This is a genomic window from Eoetvoesiella caeni (genome assembly GCF_003315175.1).
Taxonomy (GTDB): Bacteria; Pseudomonadota; Gammaproteobacteria; order Burkholderiales; family Burkholderiaceae_B; genus Eoetvoesia; species Eoetvoesia caeni.
Genome location: NZ_QNRQ01000003.1, coordinates 41,333 through 58,937 on the forward strand (window position 1 = coordinate 41,333; position 17,605 = coordinate 58,937).

General features: G+C 59.2%; 16 protein-coding genes. 7 read left to right on the forward strand and 9 right to left on the reverse strand.

Translation table 11 applies throughout. The features are described from left to right. Positions 1–390 precede the first annotated feature (390 nt). The 3 genes from DFR37_RS06770 to DFR37_RS06780 all read left to right on the forward strand — a co-directional run bounded on the left by DFR37_RS06770 (position 391) and on the right by DFR37_RS06780 (position 4,021). Positions 391–1,431 carry a Fe(3+) ABC transporter substrate-binding protein gene (locus DFR37_RS06770; RefSeq protein WP_113932487.1) on the forward strand — a complete coding sequence of 347 codons (1,041 nt, stop codon included), beginning with the start codon at positions 391–393 and terminating at the stop codon, positions 1,429–1,431. A gap of 124 nt (positions 1,432–1,555) precedes the next feature. Beyond that, positions 1,556–3,235 (forward strand): ABC transporter permease, encoded by a 1,680-nt coding sequence (locus tag DFR37_RS06775; protein ID WP_242341765.1) that lies wholly within the window; start codon positions 1,556–1,558, stop codon positions 3,233–3,235. Between the two features lie 3 nt (positions 3,236–3,238). After that, positions 3,239–4,021 (forward strand): ABC transporter ATP-binding protein, encoded by a 783-nt coding sequence (locus DFR37_RS06780; RefSeq protein ID WP_113932488.1) that lies wholly within the window; start codon positions 3,239–3,241, stop codon positions 4,019–4,021. A 51-nt stretch (positions 4,022–4,072) separates the two neighbouring features. On the opposite strand, the gene ntrC is transcribed toward DFR37_RS06780, so the two are convergent. From ntrC to rph, 6 genes are all read right to left on the reverse strand, one after another. Further along, complete coding sequence (ntrC, locus tag DFR37_RS06785) at positions 4,073–5,584, reverse strand: nitrogen regulation protein NR(I) (protein WP_113932489.1); 1,512 nt, start codon at positions 5,582–5,584, stop codon at positions 4,073–4,075. Continuing rightward, on the reverse strand, positions 5,581–6,633 hold the full coding sequence (gene glnL / locus DFR37_RS06790) for a nitrogen regulation protein NR(II) (protein WP_113932490.1): 1,053 nt from the start codon (positions 6,631–6,633) through the stop codon (positions 5,581–5,583). Before glnL ends, ntrC begins: the two co-directional genes overlap by 4 nt. A 30-nt stretch (positions 6,634–6,663) precedes the next feature. After that, positions 6,664–8,076 (reverse strand): type I glutamate--ammonia ligase, encoded by a 1,413-nt coding sequence (glnA, locus tag DFR37_RS06795; protein WP_113932491.1) that lies wholly within the window; start codon positions 8,074–8,076, stop codon positions 6,664–6,666. Between the two features lie 283 nt (positions 8,077–8,359). Beyond that, on the reverse strand, positions 8,360–9,607 hold the full coding sequence (gene hemW, locus DFR37_RS06800) for a radical SAM family heme chaperone HemW (RefSeq protein ID WP_113932492.1): 1,248 nt from the start codon (positions 9,605–9,607) through the stop codon (positions 8,360–8,362). Further along, positions 9,608–10,219: an RdgB/HAM1 family non-canonical purine NTP pyrophosphatase gene (gene rdgB, locus DFR37_RS06805; protein WP_113932493.1), complete on the reverse strand. Its 612-nt coding sequence runs from the start codon at positions 10,217–10,219 to the stop codon at positions 9,608–9,610. It lies immediately after the preceding gene. Between the two features lie 43 nt (positions 10,220–10,262). Then, positions 10,263–11,003 carry a ribonuclease PH gene (gene rph, locus DFR37_RS06810; RefSeq protein WP_113932494.1) on the reverse strand — a complete coding sequence of 247 codons (741 nt, stop codon included), beginning with the start codon at positions 11,001–11,003 and terminating at the stop codon, positions 10,263–10,265. A 296-nt stretch (positions 11,004–11,299) separates the two neighbouring features. On the opposite strand from rph, the gene DFR37_RS06815 reads away from it, so the two are divergent. Together DFR37_RS06815 and DFR37_RS06820 are read left to right on the forward strand one after the other, a co-directional pair. Next, positions 11,300–12,256 (forward strand): YicC family protein, encoded by a 957-nt coding sequence (locus tag DFR37_RS06815; protein ID WP_113932495.1) that lies wholly within the window; start codon positions 11,300–11,302, stop codon positions 12,254–12,256. 31 nt (positions 12,257–12,287) lie between these two features. Next, positions 12,288–13,019 carry a hypothetical protein gene (locus DFR37_RS06820; protein ID WP_113932496.1) on the forward strand — a complete coding sequence of 244 codons (732 nt, stop codon included), beginning with the start codon at positions 12,288–12,290 and terminating at the stop codon, positions 13,017–13,019. A gap of 10 nt (positions 13,020–13,029) precedes the next feature. On the opposite strand, the gene DFR37_RS06825 is transcribed toward DFR37_RS06820, so the two are convergent. Together DFR37_RS06825 and DFR37_RS06830 are read right to left on the reverse strand one after the other, a co-directional pair. Further along, a complete protein-coding gene (locus tag DFR37_RS06825; RefSeq protein ID WP_113932497.1) occupies positions 13,030–13,539 on the reverse strand; it encodes a cupin domain-containing protein in 510 nt (169 codons plus the stop codon). Continuing rightward, the gene (locus DFR37_RS06830; protein ID WP_113932498.1) at positions 13,536–14,486 is read right to left on the reverse strand and encodes a 5'-methylthioadenosine/S-adenosylhomocysteine nucleosidase; all 951 of its coding nucleotides are present in this window, start codon (positions 14,484–14,486) and stop codon (positions 13,536–13,538) included. The genes DFR37_RS06825 and DFR37_RS06830 overlap by 4 nt, the downstream gene beginning before the upstream one ends. A gap of 328 nt (positions 14,487–14,814) precedes the next feature. On the opposite strand from DFR37_RS06830, the gene pbpG reads away from it, so the two are divergent. Together pbpG and DFR37_RS06840 are read left to right on the forward strand one after the other, a co-directional pair. Continuing rightward, complete coding sequence (gene pbpG / locus DFR37_RS06835) at positions 14,815–15,861, forward strand: D-alanyl-D-alanine endopeptidase (protein ID WP_113932847.1); 1,047 nt, start codon at positions 14,815–14,817, stop codon at positions 15,859–15,861. A 27-nt stretch (positions 15,862–15,888) separates the two neighbouring features. Beyond that, positions 15,889–16,674, forward strand: coding sequence for an NRDE family protein (locus DFR37_RS06840; protein WP_113932499.1), 786 nt, complete (start codon positions 15,889–15,891; stop codon positions 16,672–16,674). A 15-nt stretch (positions 16,675–16,689) separates the two neighbouring features. Here the strand turns inward: DFR37_RS06840 and ypfH are convergent, their stop codons facing one another. Further along, positions 16,690–17,445 (reverse strand): esterase, encoded by a 756-nt coding sequence (ypfH, locus tag DFR37_RS06845; RefSeq protein ID WP_113932500.1) that lies wholly within the window; start codon positions 17,443–17,445, stop codon positions 16,690–16,692. Positions 17,446–17,605: the final 160 nt, after the last annotated feature.

A 17,605-nucleotide genomic window follows, 5' to 3' on the forward strand; every position in this document is an offset into this window, starting at 1 on the left:
AACGTGCAATTTGCACCAACCCAAAGTAAAACATCGGGGCTATGTAAAGATAATTTTAGCGTATTTGAGCTAGGGATCGGGACTGCCGGCCTTTGTTAAAAAAAATCAAATAGCTACCAAGGTACATACCTTTACCGCCTGGATCCGACTTGATACCTGAATCAACCTTGATCTTTGAAAAACCACTTTGACAGAAGCAAATCAAAACTCGTTAAAATTGAGTGTACACACTCTTTTTTCGCATGTAAAGTTGTTTTGATTAAAATTGTCTGCTATTGTTCACACTGATCTATATGAGAAGCATTTTTATTTAGAATGCTACTTCATCTAGCCCCTCAGGTATCCAGACGCCACTTTCAGTGCTTCCCCAATCCAGGAGATAGTTTCATCATGCGCTCATCCAGAACGCTTTTACCCTTGCTTCGTCCTTTGATCCTGGCAGGATTGGCCGCAATGTCCGCCGCTGCGGCGGCTGCCGATGTCAATATCTACACCACGCGCGAACCCAAGCTGATCCAGCCGATCCTGGATCAGTTCACCCAGGACAGCGGCATCAAGGTCAATACCGTATTTGTCAAAGACGGCCTGCTCGAGCGCGTCAAGGCCGAGGGCGACAAATCGCCCGCCGACATCCTGATGACCGTCGACATCGGCAATCTCGTCGACCTGGTCCAAGGCGGCGTCACGCAGCCTGTTTCCTCTAAGGCGCTCAATGAGGTGATTCCCGCCAACCTTCGCGGGGCCGACAACCAATGGTACGCACTGTCTTTGCGCGATCGTGTAGCCTACGTGGCAAACGATGTCGACGTCTCGGCGCTTACTTATGAGTCCCTGGCCGATCCGAAGTGGAAAGGCAAGGTTTGCATACGCTCGGGGCAGCACCCCTACAACACGGCCATGATTTCCGCCATGATTGCGCATAACGGCCTGCAAGCAACCGAAACCTGGCTGCGCGGCGTGAAGGCCAACCTGGGCCGCAAGGCTGCGGGCGGCGATCGCGACGTGGCGCGCGACATTCTTGGCGGAATCTGCGACGTCGGCATTGCCAATGCCTACTACGTCGGCCACATGAAAAATTCCAAGCCGGGCACCGACGCGCGAAAATGGGGCGATGCCATCAAAGTGATCCGTCCGACGTTTGCCAACGACAAGAGCCGCGGCACCCATGTCAACATTTCGGGCGCATCCGTGGCAAAATACGCTCCCAACAAAGACGGCGCCGTCAAGTTGCTGGAATATCTCGTTTCCGAGAAAGCCCAGGGCCTTTACGCCAACGCCAATTACGAATACCCCGTCAGAAGCGACGTCAAGCTCGACCCCGTCGTGGCCAGCTTTGGCCCGCTGACGGTCGACCCCTTGCCTTTGACCGAAATCGCCAAGCACCGCAAGCAAGCCAGCGAGCTCGTGGACAAGGTAGGTTTCGACAACTAAAACGCCGCCAATGGCGCTGCCCGGCCAGTTCTTGAATTCGGAACAGCCAGACAGCACATAGCAGCGACAACCAGGCGCGCCCCGATTGGGCGCGCCGTCTCATTTTTTGCAGGAATCACTGCGTTTGTCTTCGCGCCGCTTTTTTCAGCGTCTTTTTTTCAATGAAGCAGGGCTCGCCTGGCGTCTGGGTTCGCTGCTGGTTGCCGTGTGCGTCGTTTCGCCCGTCATTACCCTTGGCTGGCTGGCGACTACCGGTTCCATAGGCCATTGGACCCACCTGCTGCAATATGTGCTGCCCACCGCCATGGGCAACACCCTGGCCCTGCTCATAGGCGTGGGCATCTTGGTCAGTTGTTTGGGCACCGGGGCGGCCTGGCTGGTTACGGCTTATTCGTTTCCATCGCGCGGCGTTTTGTCGTGGGCTTTGCTTTTGCCGCTGGCCGTGCCCACCTATATCGTGGCTTTCGCTTATCTGGACATTCTGCATCCCATCGGACCGGTTCAAACCGTAATACGCGACATACTGGGCTATGGCAGTCCGCGCGAGTTCCGCCTGCCCGATCTGCGCTCCCTGCCTGGCGCCATTTTCCTGCTCGGTTTCGTCCTGTACCCCTATGTTTATCTGAGCACCCGCATTATGTTCTCGACCCAGGCGGCCAGCTTGCTGGAGGCGGGCCGGATACTCGGGCAGTCGAGCCGCGGCGTGTTTTTCCGCGTTGCCCTGCCCCTGGCGCGGCCGGCCATAGCCGTGGGCGTCAGCCTGGCCTTGCTGGAAACGCTCAACGATATAGGGGCCTCCGAGTTCCTTGGGGTCCAGACCTTGACGGTATCGGTGTATACGACCTGGATCACTCGATCCGACCTGGCCGGCGCCGCGCAAATCGCACTGGCCATGCTGGCCCTGGTGGTCGCCCTGATTTTGCTGGAACGCCATGGCCGCAAACGGCAGCGCTATGCCAATACCCAACGCATGCGCCCCATCCAGGCCAAGCCCCTGAAAGGAACCGCAGCCCTGATAGCCGTCGTACTGGGCTGGTTACCGATTATCGTGGGCTTTGTCGTCCCCGCGCTTTATCTCTTGGCCGAGACCTTCAAGCACCTGCAGCAGGCCGGCGGCGTTTCGGAACAGTTGCTGCATAGCGGCTACAACACCGTGCGGGTCGCATTGATAGCCACGGCTGTCGTCATCGTCGGCGGCCTCGTGGTGACATGGGCGGCGCGCGGCGTACGCAGCCGCAGCCCTTATGCGGCCAGCAAAGTCGCGGCCCGGGTGGCCACCATCGGCTATGCCCTGCCCGGCACGGTGCTGGCCATCGGCCTGCTTGCTCCGGTGAATTTTATCGACGACGCCTTGTCATGGGTGGTCGAGCTCTTCACCGGCGTTTCGCCAGGCCTGATACTTATGGGTTCGTCGACCGCATTGGTAGGCGCTTATGCCATCCGCTTCCTGGCCATAGCCGTTGGCGGGCTGGAATCGGGCCTGGCCCGCATTCCGCCCTCGCTGGAACAGGCCTCCCGCTTGCTGGGCGAAACTCCCACGGGCACCTTGCGCCGCGTGCACCTGCCCTTGCTGCGCCCAGCCATTGGCGCGGCGGCGCTGCTGGTATTCGTGGACGCCATGAAAGAGCTGCCGGCTACCCTTTTGTTGCGTCCCGTCAATTTCGAAACGCTGGCCACCTGGCTCTATGCGGAAGCTGCGCGCGGCACCTACGAAGAAGGCGCCGTAGCGGCGCTCGCGATTGTGCTGGCCGGGCTGTTGCCCGTTATTTTGCTGGCCCGCCATCAACTTAAATCGGGACACTGAATCATGTCCGTACTACTGCACCTGGACCAGATTTCCCTGGCTTATGAAACACCTGAAGGCTTGCAGCAAGCCGTCGGCAATTTTTCGCTGGAATTGGAAAAAGGCCATATCGGATGCCTGCTGGGCGCTTCGGGCTGTGGCAAGACGACGGTGCTGCGGGCCATTGCCGGATTCGAACCTTTGCGCAAAGGCGAAATCCGCCTGGGCGAGACTCTGTTGTCGTCGGTGGGCTTTCAAGTGGAACCCGAGCACCGCCAAGTGGGCATGATGTTCCAGGATTACGCGCTTTTTCCGCACCTGACCGTTGAAAAAAACATTGCCTTCGGCCTGCGCCGCCAAGATAAAAGCCGCAGCGCAAAACGCGTATCGGAACTGCTTGAGCTAGTGGGCCTGCAAGGCACGGCACAACGCTATCCGCACGAATTGTCCGGCGGACAGCAACAACGTGTTGCGCTGGCCAGGGCGCTGGCGCCCGAGCCTGAACTGCTGCTGCTGGACGAACCCTTTTCCAACCTCGACATCGACACGCGCGAGCGCCTGGCCTTCGAAGTACGGGAGATCCTCAAGCAAACCGGACATACCGCCCTGCTGGTTACCCACAATCAGGCCGAAGCCTTTGCCATTGCCGACCGCATCGGAGTCATGCGCCAGGGTGCGATTGTCCAATGGGATACTCCCTACGGGTTGCATACGAAACCGGCCGACACCTTCGTTGCCGACTTCATACGCCGCGAAGCCCTGGTGGCGCAGCGCGCCCAAGCCTATTTGCGGGGCGAAGCCAGCTAGCCGGCCTGGCCGCCCGGAGCCGCCAAGCCGGATCGGGGCGGATTTCGACACTTAGTCTATGCCCAGTTCCTGGCATTTGCGGGTCAGTGTATTGCGGCCTATGCCCAGACGTTGCGCGGCCTCGGCCCGCCGGCCGCGGCAATGGGCCAGCGCTGTATTCAGCAGCACGGTTTCAAACTCGCGCGCCAATGTTGCCATGATGCCCGGCTCGTTGCGATGCAGTTTGGCCTGAACTTCATGCCCAAGCGTATCGGTCCATTGCGTTCCGGCCACGCCTTCGACCTCGGGGCGAAGTCCATCCCCCGGCCCGCGAACATGCTCGGCGGACGCATGCCCGGCCGCCTCACGAGCCGCCAGCGACGGTTGCGCATCAGGCGGCACATGCACGGGCTCGCGCGGTTGCGCCGCAGTAATCTCGGGCGGCAAATCTTTGGTGTCGACGACCTGGCTGGACGACATGACCGTCATCCAATGGCAAAAATTTTCGAGCTGGCGAATATTGCCGGGGTAATTGAAAGCGGCCAGCACTTGCATGGCTGCAGGCGTCAGGCGCCGTACCGGCACACCAAGGCTGCGTGCGCTGTTTTGCAAAAACAGCGCCGTCAAGGCCGGGATGTCTTCCTTGCGCTCTCGCAAAGGCGGCAGGCGCAAGCGGATCACATTGAGCCGATGGAATAAATCTTCGCGAAACTGCCCTTGCGCGACGCGCTGTTCAAGCGGCTGGTGCGTGGCCGCGACAATGCGCACATTGACCGAAACCGCTTGCGATCCGCCAACCCGATAGAAGCTGCCCTCGGCCAGCACCCGCAACAAGCGCGTCTGCAATTCAAACGGCATATCGCCGATTTCATCGAGAAACAAAGTGCCGTTGTGGGCCTCTTCGAAACGGCCACGCCGCAGTTGTGTGGCCCCGGTAAAAGCGCCGCGCTCATGGCCGAACAATTCCGCCTCGAGCAGATCGCGGGGAATGGCGGCCGCGTTCAGCGCAATGAACGGCCCCGAGGCGCGCGAACTATGCTCGTGCAATGCGTGTGCTATCAATTCCTTGCCTGTGCCGGATTCACCGGTAATCAGCACCGTCGCGGGCGAGGCGGCCAAGCGGCCGATTGCGCGGAACACGTCCTGCATGGCAACTGACGCGGACGTCATCATGATGGATCCGCGGCCGGGCTCGGCGGCAGGCGCCGGCGCAAGCGGCTCCTGACCCGCAACGGCGGCTCTTTGTATCAGCGCCACCGCTTCATTGATGTCGAACGGCTTGGCCAGATAGTCGAAGGCGCCCTTTTGAAAAGCCTCGACCGTGCTGCCCAGATCGGTATATGCCGTCATGATGATGACGGGCAAGGCGGGACGCAGACGCTTGACCTCTTGCAGCAAAGTCAGCCCGTCCTGGCCGGGCATGCGAATGTCGGTTACCAGCACGGCCGGCTCGGCCTGTGGCAATGCATCAAGCATTGCCTGTGCGGACGAGAAACTTTGTACCGGCATCTGCGCCCGCTGCACGGCTTTTTCCAGCACCCAGCGTATGCTTTGGTCGTCATCGACTATCCAGACCGGTTTCATGCCAGCTCCAAAGGTAAGATCAGACGAAACTCCGTAAACCCCGCGCGCGACTCGAACTCGATTACCCCGCCATGCTGCTGCACGAACTCCTGCGCCAGGCTCAGTCCAAGCCCCGTGCCGTTGGCTCTGCCCGTTACCAATGGATGGAATATTTTGTCGTGCAGCTCCTGGGGCACGCCAGGGCCGTTATCAATAACAGAAACCACTACCGCCATGCGCGCAGACCCGGTCGCCAACGCCATCTGGCGGCCTATGCGGGTACGCAACACCAGCTTGGGCGCAACCGTTGCCGCACCGGCCTCGGCCAACGCCTGTGCCGCATTGCGGCCAATGTTCAACAAAGCCTGCAGCAAACGGGCGGCATCACCTTGTAGTTCAGGCACCGAAGCATCGTAATCGCGCACCAGCTCCAATTGCCCCGCGAACTCCGCCCGCAGCAAGGTGTAGACCCGTTCGCAAATCTCGTGGATATTGAACAGGGATTTACTGAGCGCCTGTTTTTGCGGGGCAATAAGGCGGTCGATAAGCGCGGTAAGGCGGTCGGCCTCGGCAATGATGACCCCGGTATATTCGCACAAGGGCCCGGCTTGCTGTTCGGCCTCCAGCAACTGCGCCGCACCTCGTATGCCGCCTAAAGGGTTTTTGATTTCGTGAGCCAGGTTGCGCAAGGATTCGCGCTGAACGGTAAGCTCCTTGTCCAACTGCTGGGCTCGGTCCAGATGCTGGTCCAGGGTCCTGATTTCCAGCAAGGCGCTCCAGGGCTGGCCTTCCAGCGGCACAATCGCCAGGCTGACGGGTATGTCCGTATTCAGGTGCCGGGCCGCGGCGTTCTGGCGCAATACTCCGTACTTGCCGTGTACGGCGTCCAGAAAGCGCGGTTCCAGCATGGCATCGGCACCGAACAAAGACTCGGCGCCCACGCCCAGCAACTGCCTTTGCGACAAGCCAAAGAGCTCTTGCGCGGCGCTATTGGCGTAAACCACCTTGCCCTGCCCGTCGAGCAGGACAATGGCGCTTGCAAGCAGGTCGTAATTTTCAAGGTTGCTCATGGCATCACGACCTGTTGATCGCCAGGGCGCTTAAAGGCTGTAGTACATATCGAACTCTACGGGGTGCGTGGTCATGCGCAAACGCGTGATTTCGGCCATCTTGAGTTCGATATAGGCGTCCAGCATATCGTTGCTGAACACGCCGCCGCGGGTCAGGAACTCGCGATCGTTGTCCAGGGCAATAACCGCTTCTTCCAGCGAGGCGCATACCGTCGGGATTTTTGCGTCTTCTTCCGGCGGCAGGTCGTACAGATTCTTGTCGGCGGGATCGCCGGGATGAATCTTGTTTTGCACGCCATCCAGACCGGCCATCATCAAGGCTGAAAATGCCAGGTACGGGTTGGCCAGCGGATCGGGGAAACGGGCCTCGACGCGGCGCGCCTTGGGGCTGCCCACGTAAGGGATGCGGATGGAGGCCGAGCGGTTGCGGGCCGAGTAGGCCAGCTTGACCGGCGCCTCGTAGTGCGGCACCAGGCGCTTGTACGAATTGGTACCCGGATTGGTGATGGCGTTGAGCGCGCGGGCGTGCTTGATGATGCCGCCGATGTAATACAGCGCGAATTCGGACAGGCCGGCGTAGCCGTTGCCCGCAAAGAGATTTTGACCGTCTTTCCAGATGGACTGGTGCACGTGCATGCCCGAGCCGTTGTCGCCCACGACCGGCTTGGGCATGAAAGTTGCCGTCTTGCCGTAAACGTGCGCAACGTTGTGGATGGTGTATTTCATGATCTGGTTCCAGTCGGCGCGCTGCACCAGCGTGCTGAACCGGGTGCCGATCTCCAGCTGGCCGGGGCCCGCGACTTCGTGGTGATGCACTTCGACCGGCACGCCTTGCTGTTCCAGCAGCAGGCACATTTCAGAACGCATGTCCTGGAAGGAATCGACCGGAGGCACGGGAACATAGCCGCCCTTGACGCTGGGACGATGGCCCAGGTTGCGGCCTTCCATGTCAAGGCCGCGCGACCAGGAGGCCTCTTCCGATCTGATCTTGACGAAGCAGCCCGACGGGTCGTCGTTCCAGGTAATGCTGTCGAACACGAAGAATTCTGGTTCGGGGCCGAAATAAGCCGTATCGCCCAGGCCGCTGGACTTGAGGTAGGCTTCGGCGCGCTTGGCCAGCGAGCGCGGATCGCGATCATAGCCTTTCAAATCGGAGGGTTCGACAACGTCGCAAGTCAAAATCAACGTGGCTTCTTCGCGGAACGGATCCATGTGCGCCGTCGAGGAGTCGGGGATAAGCACCATGTCCGACGCTTCAATACCCTTCCAGCCCGCAATGGACGAGCCATCGAAAGCCTGCCCAGCCTCCAGCTTTTCTTCGTCCACGGTATGGCCCGGCACGCTCATGTGGTGCTCGCGGCCCAGCGTGTCGGTGAAACGGAAGTCGACAAATGCAACTTCGCGTTCTGCAATTAACTTTACAACTTCTTCGGGGGTGGACATGAAAGACTCCTGGACAATGAGAGGTCAAATAGTGGTGTAACTTCCTGAGCAAAGCTTAAGCAATAAGCATGCCAGTTTTTTGATACTGTGGATTCCGGCTATCCCCGGGAATTTGGCGTAATACCCGGAAAAACCGCACTGGTGCACGTCCGTTACCGCCCCACAATCGTGCATCTGCACCATTATGGAGCAAAAACTAGTGCACGCTGTGTTTTGGGGCAAAAAAAGCGCTGGCCTTTCAGCCCAGGCCCGCGCAGCGACAACGCTTGTGCTCCGTTCGCGGTCAATCTAAAAACTCGGACAATAAATCGTTCAGAAACCGCCAGCCGTGCTCGGTGGCCTGCAAACGGCCGGGGTCGGGCGACAACAGGCCTTTGGCGACTGCACGATCCAGCGCCGGCATGATGGCCATCAGCGAAAGCCCCGTACGCTCGGTAAAGCTGCTGGCCGGCACGCCATGCTTCAGGCGCAAGGCGTTGAGCATGAATTCGAAAGGCAATTCGTCGGGCATGACCTGGCTGTTCTGCGCCAAATGGCTGCCATCCATGCGCACGGCCTTGTCCATCCAGGCTTGTGGGTTTTTAAGCCGGGCCTGCCGAACGATGCGATCATGAAAGGACAATTTTCCGTGTGCCCCCGGCCCTATGCCCAGATAGTCGCCGAATTCCCAATAGTTTACGTTGTGGAGGCAGCGCGCTCCCGGCTTGGCATAGGCGGATACTTCGTAGCGCTCCCAGCCCGCTTCTTGGGTGGCTTCGGCAATCATTTCCTGCATGGCCGCGCCGGTATCGTCGTCGGGCACCGGCGGCGGAAACTTGGCAAATACTGTATTGGGCTCCAGCGTCAGGTGATACAGCGACAAATGCTCGGTCTGGAACGACATTGCCTGACGCAAGTCCTGGGCGCATGCATCCACGGTTTGCCGGGGCAAGGCAAACATAATGTCCAGATTGACTCTCTGCACCGCGTTCTGAGCAATGTCGATGGCCGCGCAGGCCTGTTTGGAATCGTGAATGCGGCCCAGGGCTTGCAAGGCGCTGTCGTTGAAGCTTTGTATTCCCAGGGAGATACGGTTGATTCCGCTGCTTGCGTATTCTTTGAAACGGGCGGCCTCTACGGTACCGGGATTGGCTTCCATGGTGATCTCGGCCTGTGGCCAAAGATTCAGGTAAGCGCGGAACATGGCAAGCATTTGGTCGACAGCGGATGCAGAAAGCAAGCTGGGCGTGCCTCCGCCTATGAAAATAGACACTACCTGGCGGCCCCAGATCAAGGGCAATGCTTGTTCGAGGTCGGCTCGCAAAGCGGCCAGATACTGCTCTTCGGGGACCGTGCCTTTGGCTTCGTGCGAATTGAAATCGCAATAAGGGCATTTTCGCACGCACCAGGGCACATGGACATACAGCGAAAGCGGCGGCAGGCTGCTTAATGTTGTAGCACCCGCGCCCGCCGCTGTGCTGTCGGGGGGCAACCTGGGCTCGTCATGGGCAGGTTTTCCTTCGGGCACAATGGAAAAAACCCGGCGCACCATTTATATACCGCCCTCTTTCAATAATGCCTCGAGCAATTTTTCCAGCGCCTGGGCACGGTGGCTAAGGCGATTCTTGACCGAGGGCTCAAGCTCGGCCACCGTTTGCTTTAATTGCGGCAAGTAGAAATGAGGATCGTAGCCAAAGCCATGCCTGCCACGCGGGTCGTCGACGATTTCTCCATTCCAGACGCCTTCGGCAATGAGCGGGCGCGGATCGGTCGCGCTGCGCACATAAACCAGCACTGCAATATAGCTGGCGGCGCGGTTGGCTTTACCCGCCAGCGTTTCCACCAATAAACGGTTGTTGGCCGCGTCCGACTTTTCGCCGCCGTTCAGCGCCGCATAGCGTGCGGAATAAACGCCGGGCGCGCCATCCAGTGCGGCAACACACAAGCCGGAATCGTCTGCCAGCGCCGGCAAGCCGGTCAATGCACTGGCATGGCGCGCCTTGGTCAGTGCGTTTTCGACAAACGTGGCAAACGGCTCTTCAGCCTCGGGCACGCCCAGTTCTCCCTGGGGCACCATGGCGATGCCTGCGGATTGGAGGATGGCGGAAAATTCTTTGAGTTTGCCTGCGTTGTTCGAGGCAAGGACGACTTTGTTGGCGGTCATACAGATACAGTGTGAAAGTGGGTTTATTTTAACCGACGCGCTTCTAGCCGGCGCGCGCCAGCGCTTCGCGCTGCGCCGCGATCAGCTCGCCGATGCCGGCGTGCGCCAAATCCAGCAATTGGTCCAGGGCGCCGCGGTCAAAGGTCTGCCCTTCCGCCGTCCCTTGCACTTCGACAAAGCCGCCCGATCCGGTCATGACGATATTCATATCCGAGTCGCAGCCCGAATCCTCGATGTAGTCCAGGTCCAGCACAGGCCGGCCGTCGACCATGCCTACCGATACGGCCGCTACGTGATCCTTTATCGGAGAGGCTTTGAGCAAGCCTTGCCCTGTAAGCGTGCGCACGGCCAAAGCCGCCGCGATCCAGGCCCCGGTAATGCTGGCGCAGCGGGTGCCGCCGTCGGCCTGCAAGACATCGCAGTCCAGTTGCAGGGTGCGCTCGCCCAGCGCTTGCATGTCGAACACGGCCCTCAGGCTGCGGCCGATAAGGCGTTGAATTTCCTGTGTGCGTCCGCTTTGCTTGCCGCGTGCCGCTTCGCGGTCCGAGCGTGTATGGGTCGAGCGCGGCAGCATGCCGTACTCGGCGGTAACCCAGCCCTGTCCCTTGCCTTTCAGAAACGGCGGCACTTTTTCCAGCACGCTGGCATTGCACAACACGTGCGTGTCGCCCGCCTTGATCAGCACCGATCCTTCTGCGTGGCGCGTGTAGCCCGTTTCAATGGAAAGCGGCCGCAATTGGGTTGTCGTTCGGCCCGAGGGGCGCGAAATGGTGGAAGTGGACAAAAACGGCTCCTTGGCAAAACAAAAAAGAGAAGAAGAGGAAAAAGGCCCCCACGCCGCACCGCTTGCGCGGCTTGCTGCCCCCCAAGGGGGCGTTTTTACCTTGGGGCGGCCCGGCGGTAAAAAGGCCCCACGCTGCACCGCTTACGCGGCTTGCTGCCCCCCAAGGGGGCGTTTTTACCTTGGGGCGGCCCGGCGGTAAAAAAGGCCCCCACGCTGCACCGCCTGCGCGACTTGCGCCGCGGGGCCTTCAATATCGGCAATAATAGAGATTGTAGACACATTACGCAGGACACCCCATGATCCGTAGCATGACCGCATTCGGCGCGGCCCGCGCCGAGTCCGCCGAAGGCACCCTGAGCATAGAATTTCGCAGCGTCAACAGCCGCTTCCTGGATGTTAACTTTCGCCTTCCCGACGACCTGCGCATACTGGAAGGCCCGGTGCGTGAAAAGCTCGGCCAGGCCCTTGCGCGCGGCAAAGTCGATGTTCGCATCAATTATTCAAAGACCAAAAGCGCAATCGTCCAGGCGCTGGATGCGGACTATATGGCTGCCATCGCCGAACAGCTCAAGGCCGCCCGTGCGGTAATCCCCGACGTGGCCGCCCCGCAGCTTGCCGACCTTATCAAAGGCGCCGGCAATTCCGACGACCCCGGCTTTACCGTTGAAGTCTGGACGGCCATGTGCGCGCAAGCTGCCGATCAGGCGCTGGGCGAATTCCAGGCCAATCGCGAACGCGAAGGCGAACGCCTGGCGCAAGGCATGCTGGAAAGCGCAGCAGCGATCGGCCGAATTGTCGACGAAGTGGAACTTGCCCTGCCTCAACTGCTGGACGAGCATCAAAAAAAGCTGGCCACCAAACTGAAAGACGCTCTTGAAGCGGCCTGCCCGACAGGCTTCACGCAAATCACGGGGCCGGAGCTATCGGCCCGCATTGCCCAGGAAACCTCGTTGTTTTCCCTACGCATTGATATAGCCGAAGAGCTTGCCCGCCTGCGCTCGCACATCAGCGAACTGCAACTGCTGCTATCCGGAGGACAGGCCGCAACGTCCCGCAACGGTTCGTCCAAACCGCAAGCAGCCCAAGGCAAGCCTGGCAGTACCGGCAAGCGCCTGGACTTTCTTTTTCAGGAAATGAATCGCGAAGCCAATACGCTGGGTTCCAAAGCCGGCAGCATCAATGTTACGCGCGCCGCCATCGACCTCAAGCTGCTTATCGAGCAGTTGCGCGAACAAGCGCAAAACATCGAATAGACCGTTGTTGGACGCAACGGATCGGGGCGGAATGAAACGGATTGCCGCAGTATTGAACATCGTCGCTCTGGCACTTGCCGTCAGCGGATGCGGGATACTGGACGCGCCGTCGGCCGTGCCCGGAAAACAACCGCACAACGAGGAAATTTCGATTGACCAGTTCGCGCAGACGGACTTCAACCGGACGGTCACGATAGCCATGCGCGACAACCTGGAAAGCCTGAACCGCCTGCTCGAAAAGCTGTACCGCCGCAACCCGGCACAGTGGCGCAAGTCCGGAGCTCCCGACCTGGCCAGCGCCATACAGCGCGCCAAAAAATCCATCCAGACGGGAGAGCGCCCAGCGCAGCTTAACGGGCTAAGCTATATCCAGATGCTGTCGGTTTCTTTGGACCCCGGCTATCAAGGGGATCGGGTCGCCGCCTTTATTTTTGGGCTGGCCGACATGATTATCCAGGCGCATAACGGCAAGACCCGATTCTATGTGTCCGACAGCCTCAACGCCCAGCACATATACAACGCCGCCCGCAATGTTGAAGTGGCCGACTGGATGCTGGCCAGCCGCCGCGATGCCTCCGGCCGACATTTGCTGCTGGCCAACGAAATATCGGACGACCAAAGCAACCTTAGCTTCGAGCGCGAATTCGGCCAGATTATTGGCAGGCTGGACCTGGTGGCAAACCTGCTGGATGAAAATTTGCGCAGGATAGGCATCAACTACATGCAAGGCTTGCTGTTCTTTAACTTCTTGCCGGTGCGCTAGGCCGCCACGGTCAGCTCGCGGGCTTCAGCAAGCGGGTCACAAGCGCTTTGGCGGATGCCCTCCATGGCTGCAAGTCCGCCTCCTTGGCCAGCTCGAACTCACTGAACTCGAACCCCGGAGCCACAGTGCACCCCACAAAAGCGAAAGTGCCCGGCTCGGCCAGTTCGGCCGCAAACCAGCAGCCGGCGGGCACCGCTGCCTGGAATACACAAGCTGAAGACTCAAGCGCACTGCCCAGGCGGTGCGTCAGAAGTTCGCCGCCCGGAAGCAAAACGTGTACAAGCAAAGGACTACCGGCATAGAAATGCCAGACTTCGTCCGACGCTATGCGATGCCAGGCCGAAAAAGCATTGTTGTCCAGCAAATAATAAATAGCCGTCGAGGCGCTGCGTTCCTGGCCCGACGCCAGATTCACCTGTTGCTTGCCGCGATAGGTTTCGCTGTAATAGCCGCCTTCAGGATGCGGCGATAGATTGAACCGCCGCACCAGGCTTGCAACCTGCAAAGCCCCGCCTTTCACTTCCACGCCGCCAAAAAAGCCAGCAGGACCTTGGCAGAATTGTCTGCGGCGACGTTCATGAAAGTGTGCATTTCATTGGCGCCATCGCCGCCTCCGGCCAAATCGCTAAGCGAACGAAACGCAATGAACGGCACGCTATTGCTGTAGGCCACCATGGCGCAGGCGGCGCTTTCCATGTCCAGCACATTGGCCTTGAAGGCCTGGAACACGTACTTGCGAAAAGCCGCGTTGTCGACAAAGGCCTGGCCCGATACGCCGTTGCCGCCGACCACCAGCCTGGGCTGCCGTGCCAGGCAGTCGTCCTTTGCCGTGCAGCCGTTCAGTTCGACGCTTTGCAAGGTCTTGGCAATGGCCAGCATGGCCGGGTCGACGTCGAACCAGAACTTCTTGCGCAGTTGGGGATCGGCCGCGGATCTGACGTAAACGGGCCGGGTATGCATCATGCCGAAACTGGGCAGTCCGGTGTCGTTGCCGTCGCCCGTATCGCGATAAACCCCGGGCGCAAGCTCGCGGCCCATCAAGACTTCCAGATACTGTCCCCAGCGCTCGACCACGGTCACGTCGCCAATATGAAGCTGGGGATTCACCCCGCCGGCTATTCCGCTAAAGACAAGATGGGTAACGGTAAAACGATCCAATGCCAATTGCGTATTCATGGCGGCATTGACCATGCTGATGCCGCTTAGAAACAGCACTACCGGCTTGCCCTGCAAGACCCCGGTTGTAAATTCCACGCCGTTGACCGAATACTTGCGGGACTGCTCCATCCGCTTGAACAATAGCGTCAATTCGGGCTCGAAAGCCGAAACTATCGCAATACGAGGAGTATTATCGAGGAGTTCGCCGGCGGCCTGCACGGGACGCACCGCACATAAAGCGAAAAGCACAATGAACGGCACAAGACGAAGCAGCGGCAAGCGGCGAAAAAGCGCAAAATCCGAACGCATCAGGTCAACCCCGGCAAATTATGTAAGTGTTTGCAATACTACCGCAACTGGTGGCATGGCTGCAGTCGCGCCGGACATCAAACGGATGCGTGGCAGCCTGGCCGCCATGCCGGCCTTGCCGAATTAGCTAATATATTCGCCTTTATCCGCGTTTTTAAGGGTTAATCCTAGCAATCAATTTAAGAAGACCATGTAAGCCACTAATATATTGGTATTATTTTAATTTTCTGATATGATTTGCCTCAACCAAGAATCTTAATCATTTATAAGCACGGCCATGCAAGCTACCCGGAATCAAGCGCCCCTGTGGGTATTGGCATATACGCTCATGTTTATCCTGAGCCTTTGCCTCAATGCCTCGGCCCAGGCCCAAACACAGCAGCCCTCCAGCCGTACGCATTCCGCAAAAAAAACGGCCAGCACCCAGCAATCCGCCAAGAAAAAACCAACCGCCAAAACCACCGCCCGCAAGAGCAAAGTTGCACAACGCCAAAGCCTGCGTTCCGCAACCGGGCGCTCAAGCGCCGCAAGCAAAAACGGCCACAAGGTTCAAGTAGCCCTGCGCGAAAGCCGCCTGGGCGATATAACGCCTCGCAGCAGCCATTCAGCCCCCGGCAGCTCGGCCCAGTTGCGCTCCGAGGCTGCTTTCGTCATCGACCTGCAAACCTCGGCGGTTCTTTACGATAAAAACAGCACAGAAGTTCGGCCCATTGCTTCCATCTCCAAGTTGATGACGGCATTGATTGTGGCCGAAGCCCGCCTTCCCATGGACGAAATGCTCAGCATCAGCGAAGACGATGTTGACCGTTTGCGCCACTCGCGCTCGCGGCTTGCCGTCGGCACCCGCCTTAGCCGCGCCGACATGCTGCACCTGGCTTTGATGTCGTCCGAGAACCGCGCCGCACACGCGCTGGGCCGCCATTACCCTGGCGGTTTACCGGCCTTTGTCCGGGCCATGAACGACAAAGCGCGCGCTCTGGGCATGCGCAATACGCATTTTGTCGAACCCACCGGCCTATCGACCGACAACGTTTCCACCCCGCGCGATCTGGCCAAGCTTTTGGCCGCTGTAAACAAGCAAGCCCTTATCCACCGATACACTACCGACGAAAGCTATCAGGTTGCGCTAAACGGTGGTCGCCAGCTTACGTATAACAATACCAATGGCTTGGTCAAGAATTCAAACTGGGACATCAAAATATCCAAGACCGGCTTCATCAACGAAGCGGGCGAATGCCTGGTCATGGTTACACGCATCGACAACCGCGATGTCGCCATGGTGTTCTTGAACTCCACTGGGCGCTACTCCCGCATCGGCGATGCCGTCCGCATGCGCAACTACGTTGAAAACAACACTCTGCTTGCCATGCTTTAAAGCTTGGGGCGCTAGCCTGAAAACGCTATGTGCATAGCCTATCTGGCCATCGGAACGCATCCCGACTGGCCGCTTTTCATTGCCGCCAACCGCGACGAGTTCCATAATCGCCCGACCAAGCCCGCGGCGCCCTGGCCGCAACGGCCCGACATAATTTCAGGCATAGACAGCCAGGCTCACGGCACTTGGCTGGGGATTACCCGCCAAGGGCGCTACGCCTTTCTGACCAATTATCGGGATCCCGCCGCATTCATTGCCGACGCCCCCTCGCGCGGCGAACTGAGCAGCCAGTATCTTGAAGGATATGAAGCTCCGCAGGACTACGCCCGCCGGCGCATGGCCGAAGCTTCCGCCTACAACGGCTTTAACTTGATTGTCGGCAACCCCGCGGGCGCTTGCTATGTCAGCAATCGGCTGCCTGCCGGACAAATGCGCGAACTGGGTGCCGGCCGCTATGTCATTTCCAATCATCTGCTCGATACCCCATGGCCCAAGGCCGAACGCTTGCGCCATGCGCTGGACCGCTATCCGTCGGAACAATTGTGCCGCACGCTGACGCCGGTTTTCGAGATACTAAGAGACGGCACGCAAGCGCTCGACGCCGATTTGCCCGCCACAGGCCTGTCTTTAGAACGAGAGCGCCTGCTTAGCAGCCCTTTTATCATTAGCCCCGATTACGGCACACGCTGCTCGACCGTCATCGCCATACACGCCAGCGGACGGGTTTTGTTCAGTGAAACCAGCTATGCTCCCGACGGCCAAGTCAGCGAACGCCACGACTGGCCGTTCACGCTGGAGCCGGGACGGGCCTGAGCTTCACGGAAATCTTTAATGCAGGGTCGGCCCGGGCTTGCCCGGCTCGTCGTCGAAATCCAGGTCAAGGTCGTCATCGGCCGCGGGACCCTGTTCTTTAAGGCTGCCCAACGCTTCTTGCCAGCTACGCAAAGGGATGCAGGTCTGCAAGCGTACAACAGCCTGCTCGACCAGAGCCTCGTGCATTTCATGGCCTACGCCGGAAGCGATGTCCAGGGTTGCGTCGCCCTGCAAATCGGCAAGATGCCCATGCAGGCTGCGAATATCGGCAACCGGAATAAACGGATCGTCGGTGCCATGCAGGAAATGCAAGGTGGTGGCCGGCGGCGCCATGCCAGGCAACTGAGCGTAGCAGCCTGAAAAGGCCAGTACCCTGCCCGCCAGGTCAGGCTGGGCCAGGCTGGCTTCAAGCGCAATCGTGGCGCCATGATCGAAACCAGCCAAAGCGGTATGTTCGCCGGTTAAACCGTATTTGGCCTGTACCTGCTGGATATATGCAATAAGCGCCGGCAATGCCGCCTGCACCCGCTCGATGTAATTGCTTTCATCCAGGCCCGACAGGTCGAACCAGCTATATCCGTCCTGGCTGTCGGAGACGGTTCCATAAGGGAGGATGATCAGGGCCTGCGGGAAGGCGCGTTTAATGGCCTGGGTCAAGGACTCGAGCTGGCCTGGGTTGCTCGAGGCCCCATGCAGCAGCAAAAACAACTGCTTGGGTTGGCTCGATACCGGAACATAAATAATAGGATTTGGCACGGCGGTCTGGGTCATGGCGGCATGGAATCGGCAAGATATTAAAAGAAAACCGGCCAGGTGTTCAGGACGCGTGGGCGGATCAAACCTCAATAATAATATATCGCACTGCCAGCCTGCCTCGCTAATTCTTGGGCTCGCAGGCTAAGGCGGCAAACGGCTTGCCCTGGTATCAGCC

Excerpts from the sequence above, each read along its gene's own strand:
- DFR37_RS06770 (WP_113932487.1), top strand. The coding sequence starts at position 391 with ATGCGCTCATCCAGAACGCTTTTACCCTTGCTTCGTCCTTTGATCCTG.
- DFR37_RS06780 (WP_113932488.1), top strand. The coding sequence starts at position 3,239 with ATGTCCGTACTACTGCACCTGGACCAGATTTCCCTGGCTTATGAAACA.
- ntrC (WP_113932489.1), bottom strand. The coding sequence starts at position 5,584 with ATGAAACCGGTCTGGATAGTCGATGACGACCAAAGCATACGCTGGGTG.
- glnL (WP_113932490.1), bottom strand. The coding sequence starts at position 6,633 with ATGAGCAACCTTGAAAATTACGACCTGCTTGCAAGCGCCATTGTCCTG.
- glnA (WP_113932491.1), bottom strand. The coding sequence starts at position 8,076 with ATGTCCACCCCCGAAGAAGTTGTAAAGTTAATTGCAGAACGCGAAGTT.
- hemW (WP_113932492.1), bottom strand. The coding sequence starts at position 9,607 with ATGGTGCGCCGGGTTTTTTCCATTGTGCCCGAAGGAAAACCTGCCCAT.
- rdgB (WP_113932493.1), bottom strand. The coding sequence starts at position 10,219 with ATGACCGCCAACAAAGTCGTCCTTGCCTCGAACAACGCAGGCAAACTC.
- DFR37_RS06815 (WP_113932495.1), top strand. The coding sequence starts at position 11,300 with ATGATCCGTAGCATGACCGCATTCGGCGCGGCCCGCGCCGAGTCCGCC.
- DFR37_RS06820 (WP_113932496.1), top strand. The coding sequence starts at position 12,288 with ATGAAACGGATTGCCGCAGTATTGAACATCGTCGCTCTGGCACTTGCC.
- DFR37_RS06830 (WP_113932498.1), bottom strand. The coding sequence starts at position 14,486 with ATGCGTTCGGATTTTGCGCTTTTTCGCCGCTTGCCGCTGCTTCGTCTT.
- pbpG (WP_113932847.1), top strand. The coding sequence starts at position 14,815 with ATGTTTATCCTGAGCCTTTGCCTCAATGCCTCGGCCCAGGCCCAAACA.
- DFR37_RS06840 (WP_113932499.1), top strand. The coding sequence starts at position 15,889 with ATGTGCATAGCCTATCTGGCCATCGGAACGCATCCCGACTGGCCGCTT.
- ypfH (WP_113932500.1), bottom strand. The coding sequence starts at position 17,445 with ATGACCCAGACCGCCGTGCCAAATCCTATTATTTATGTTCCGGTATCG.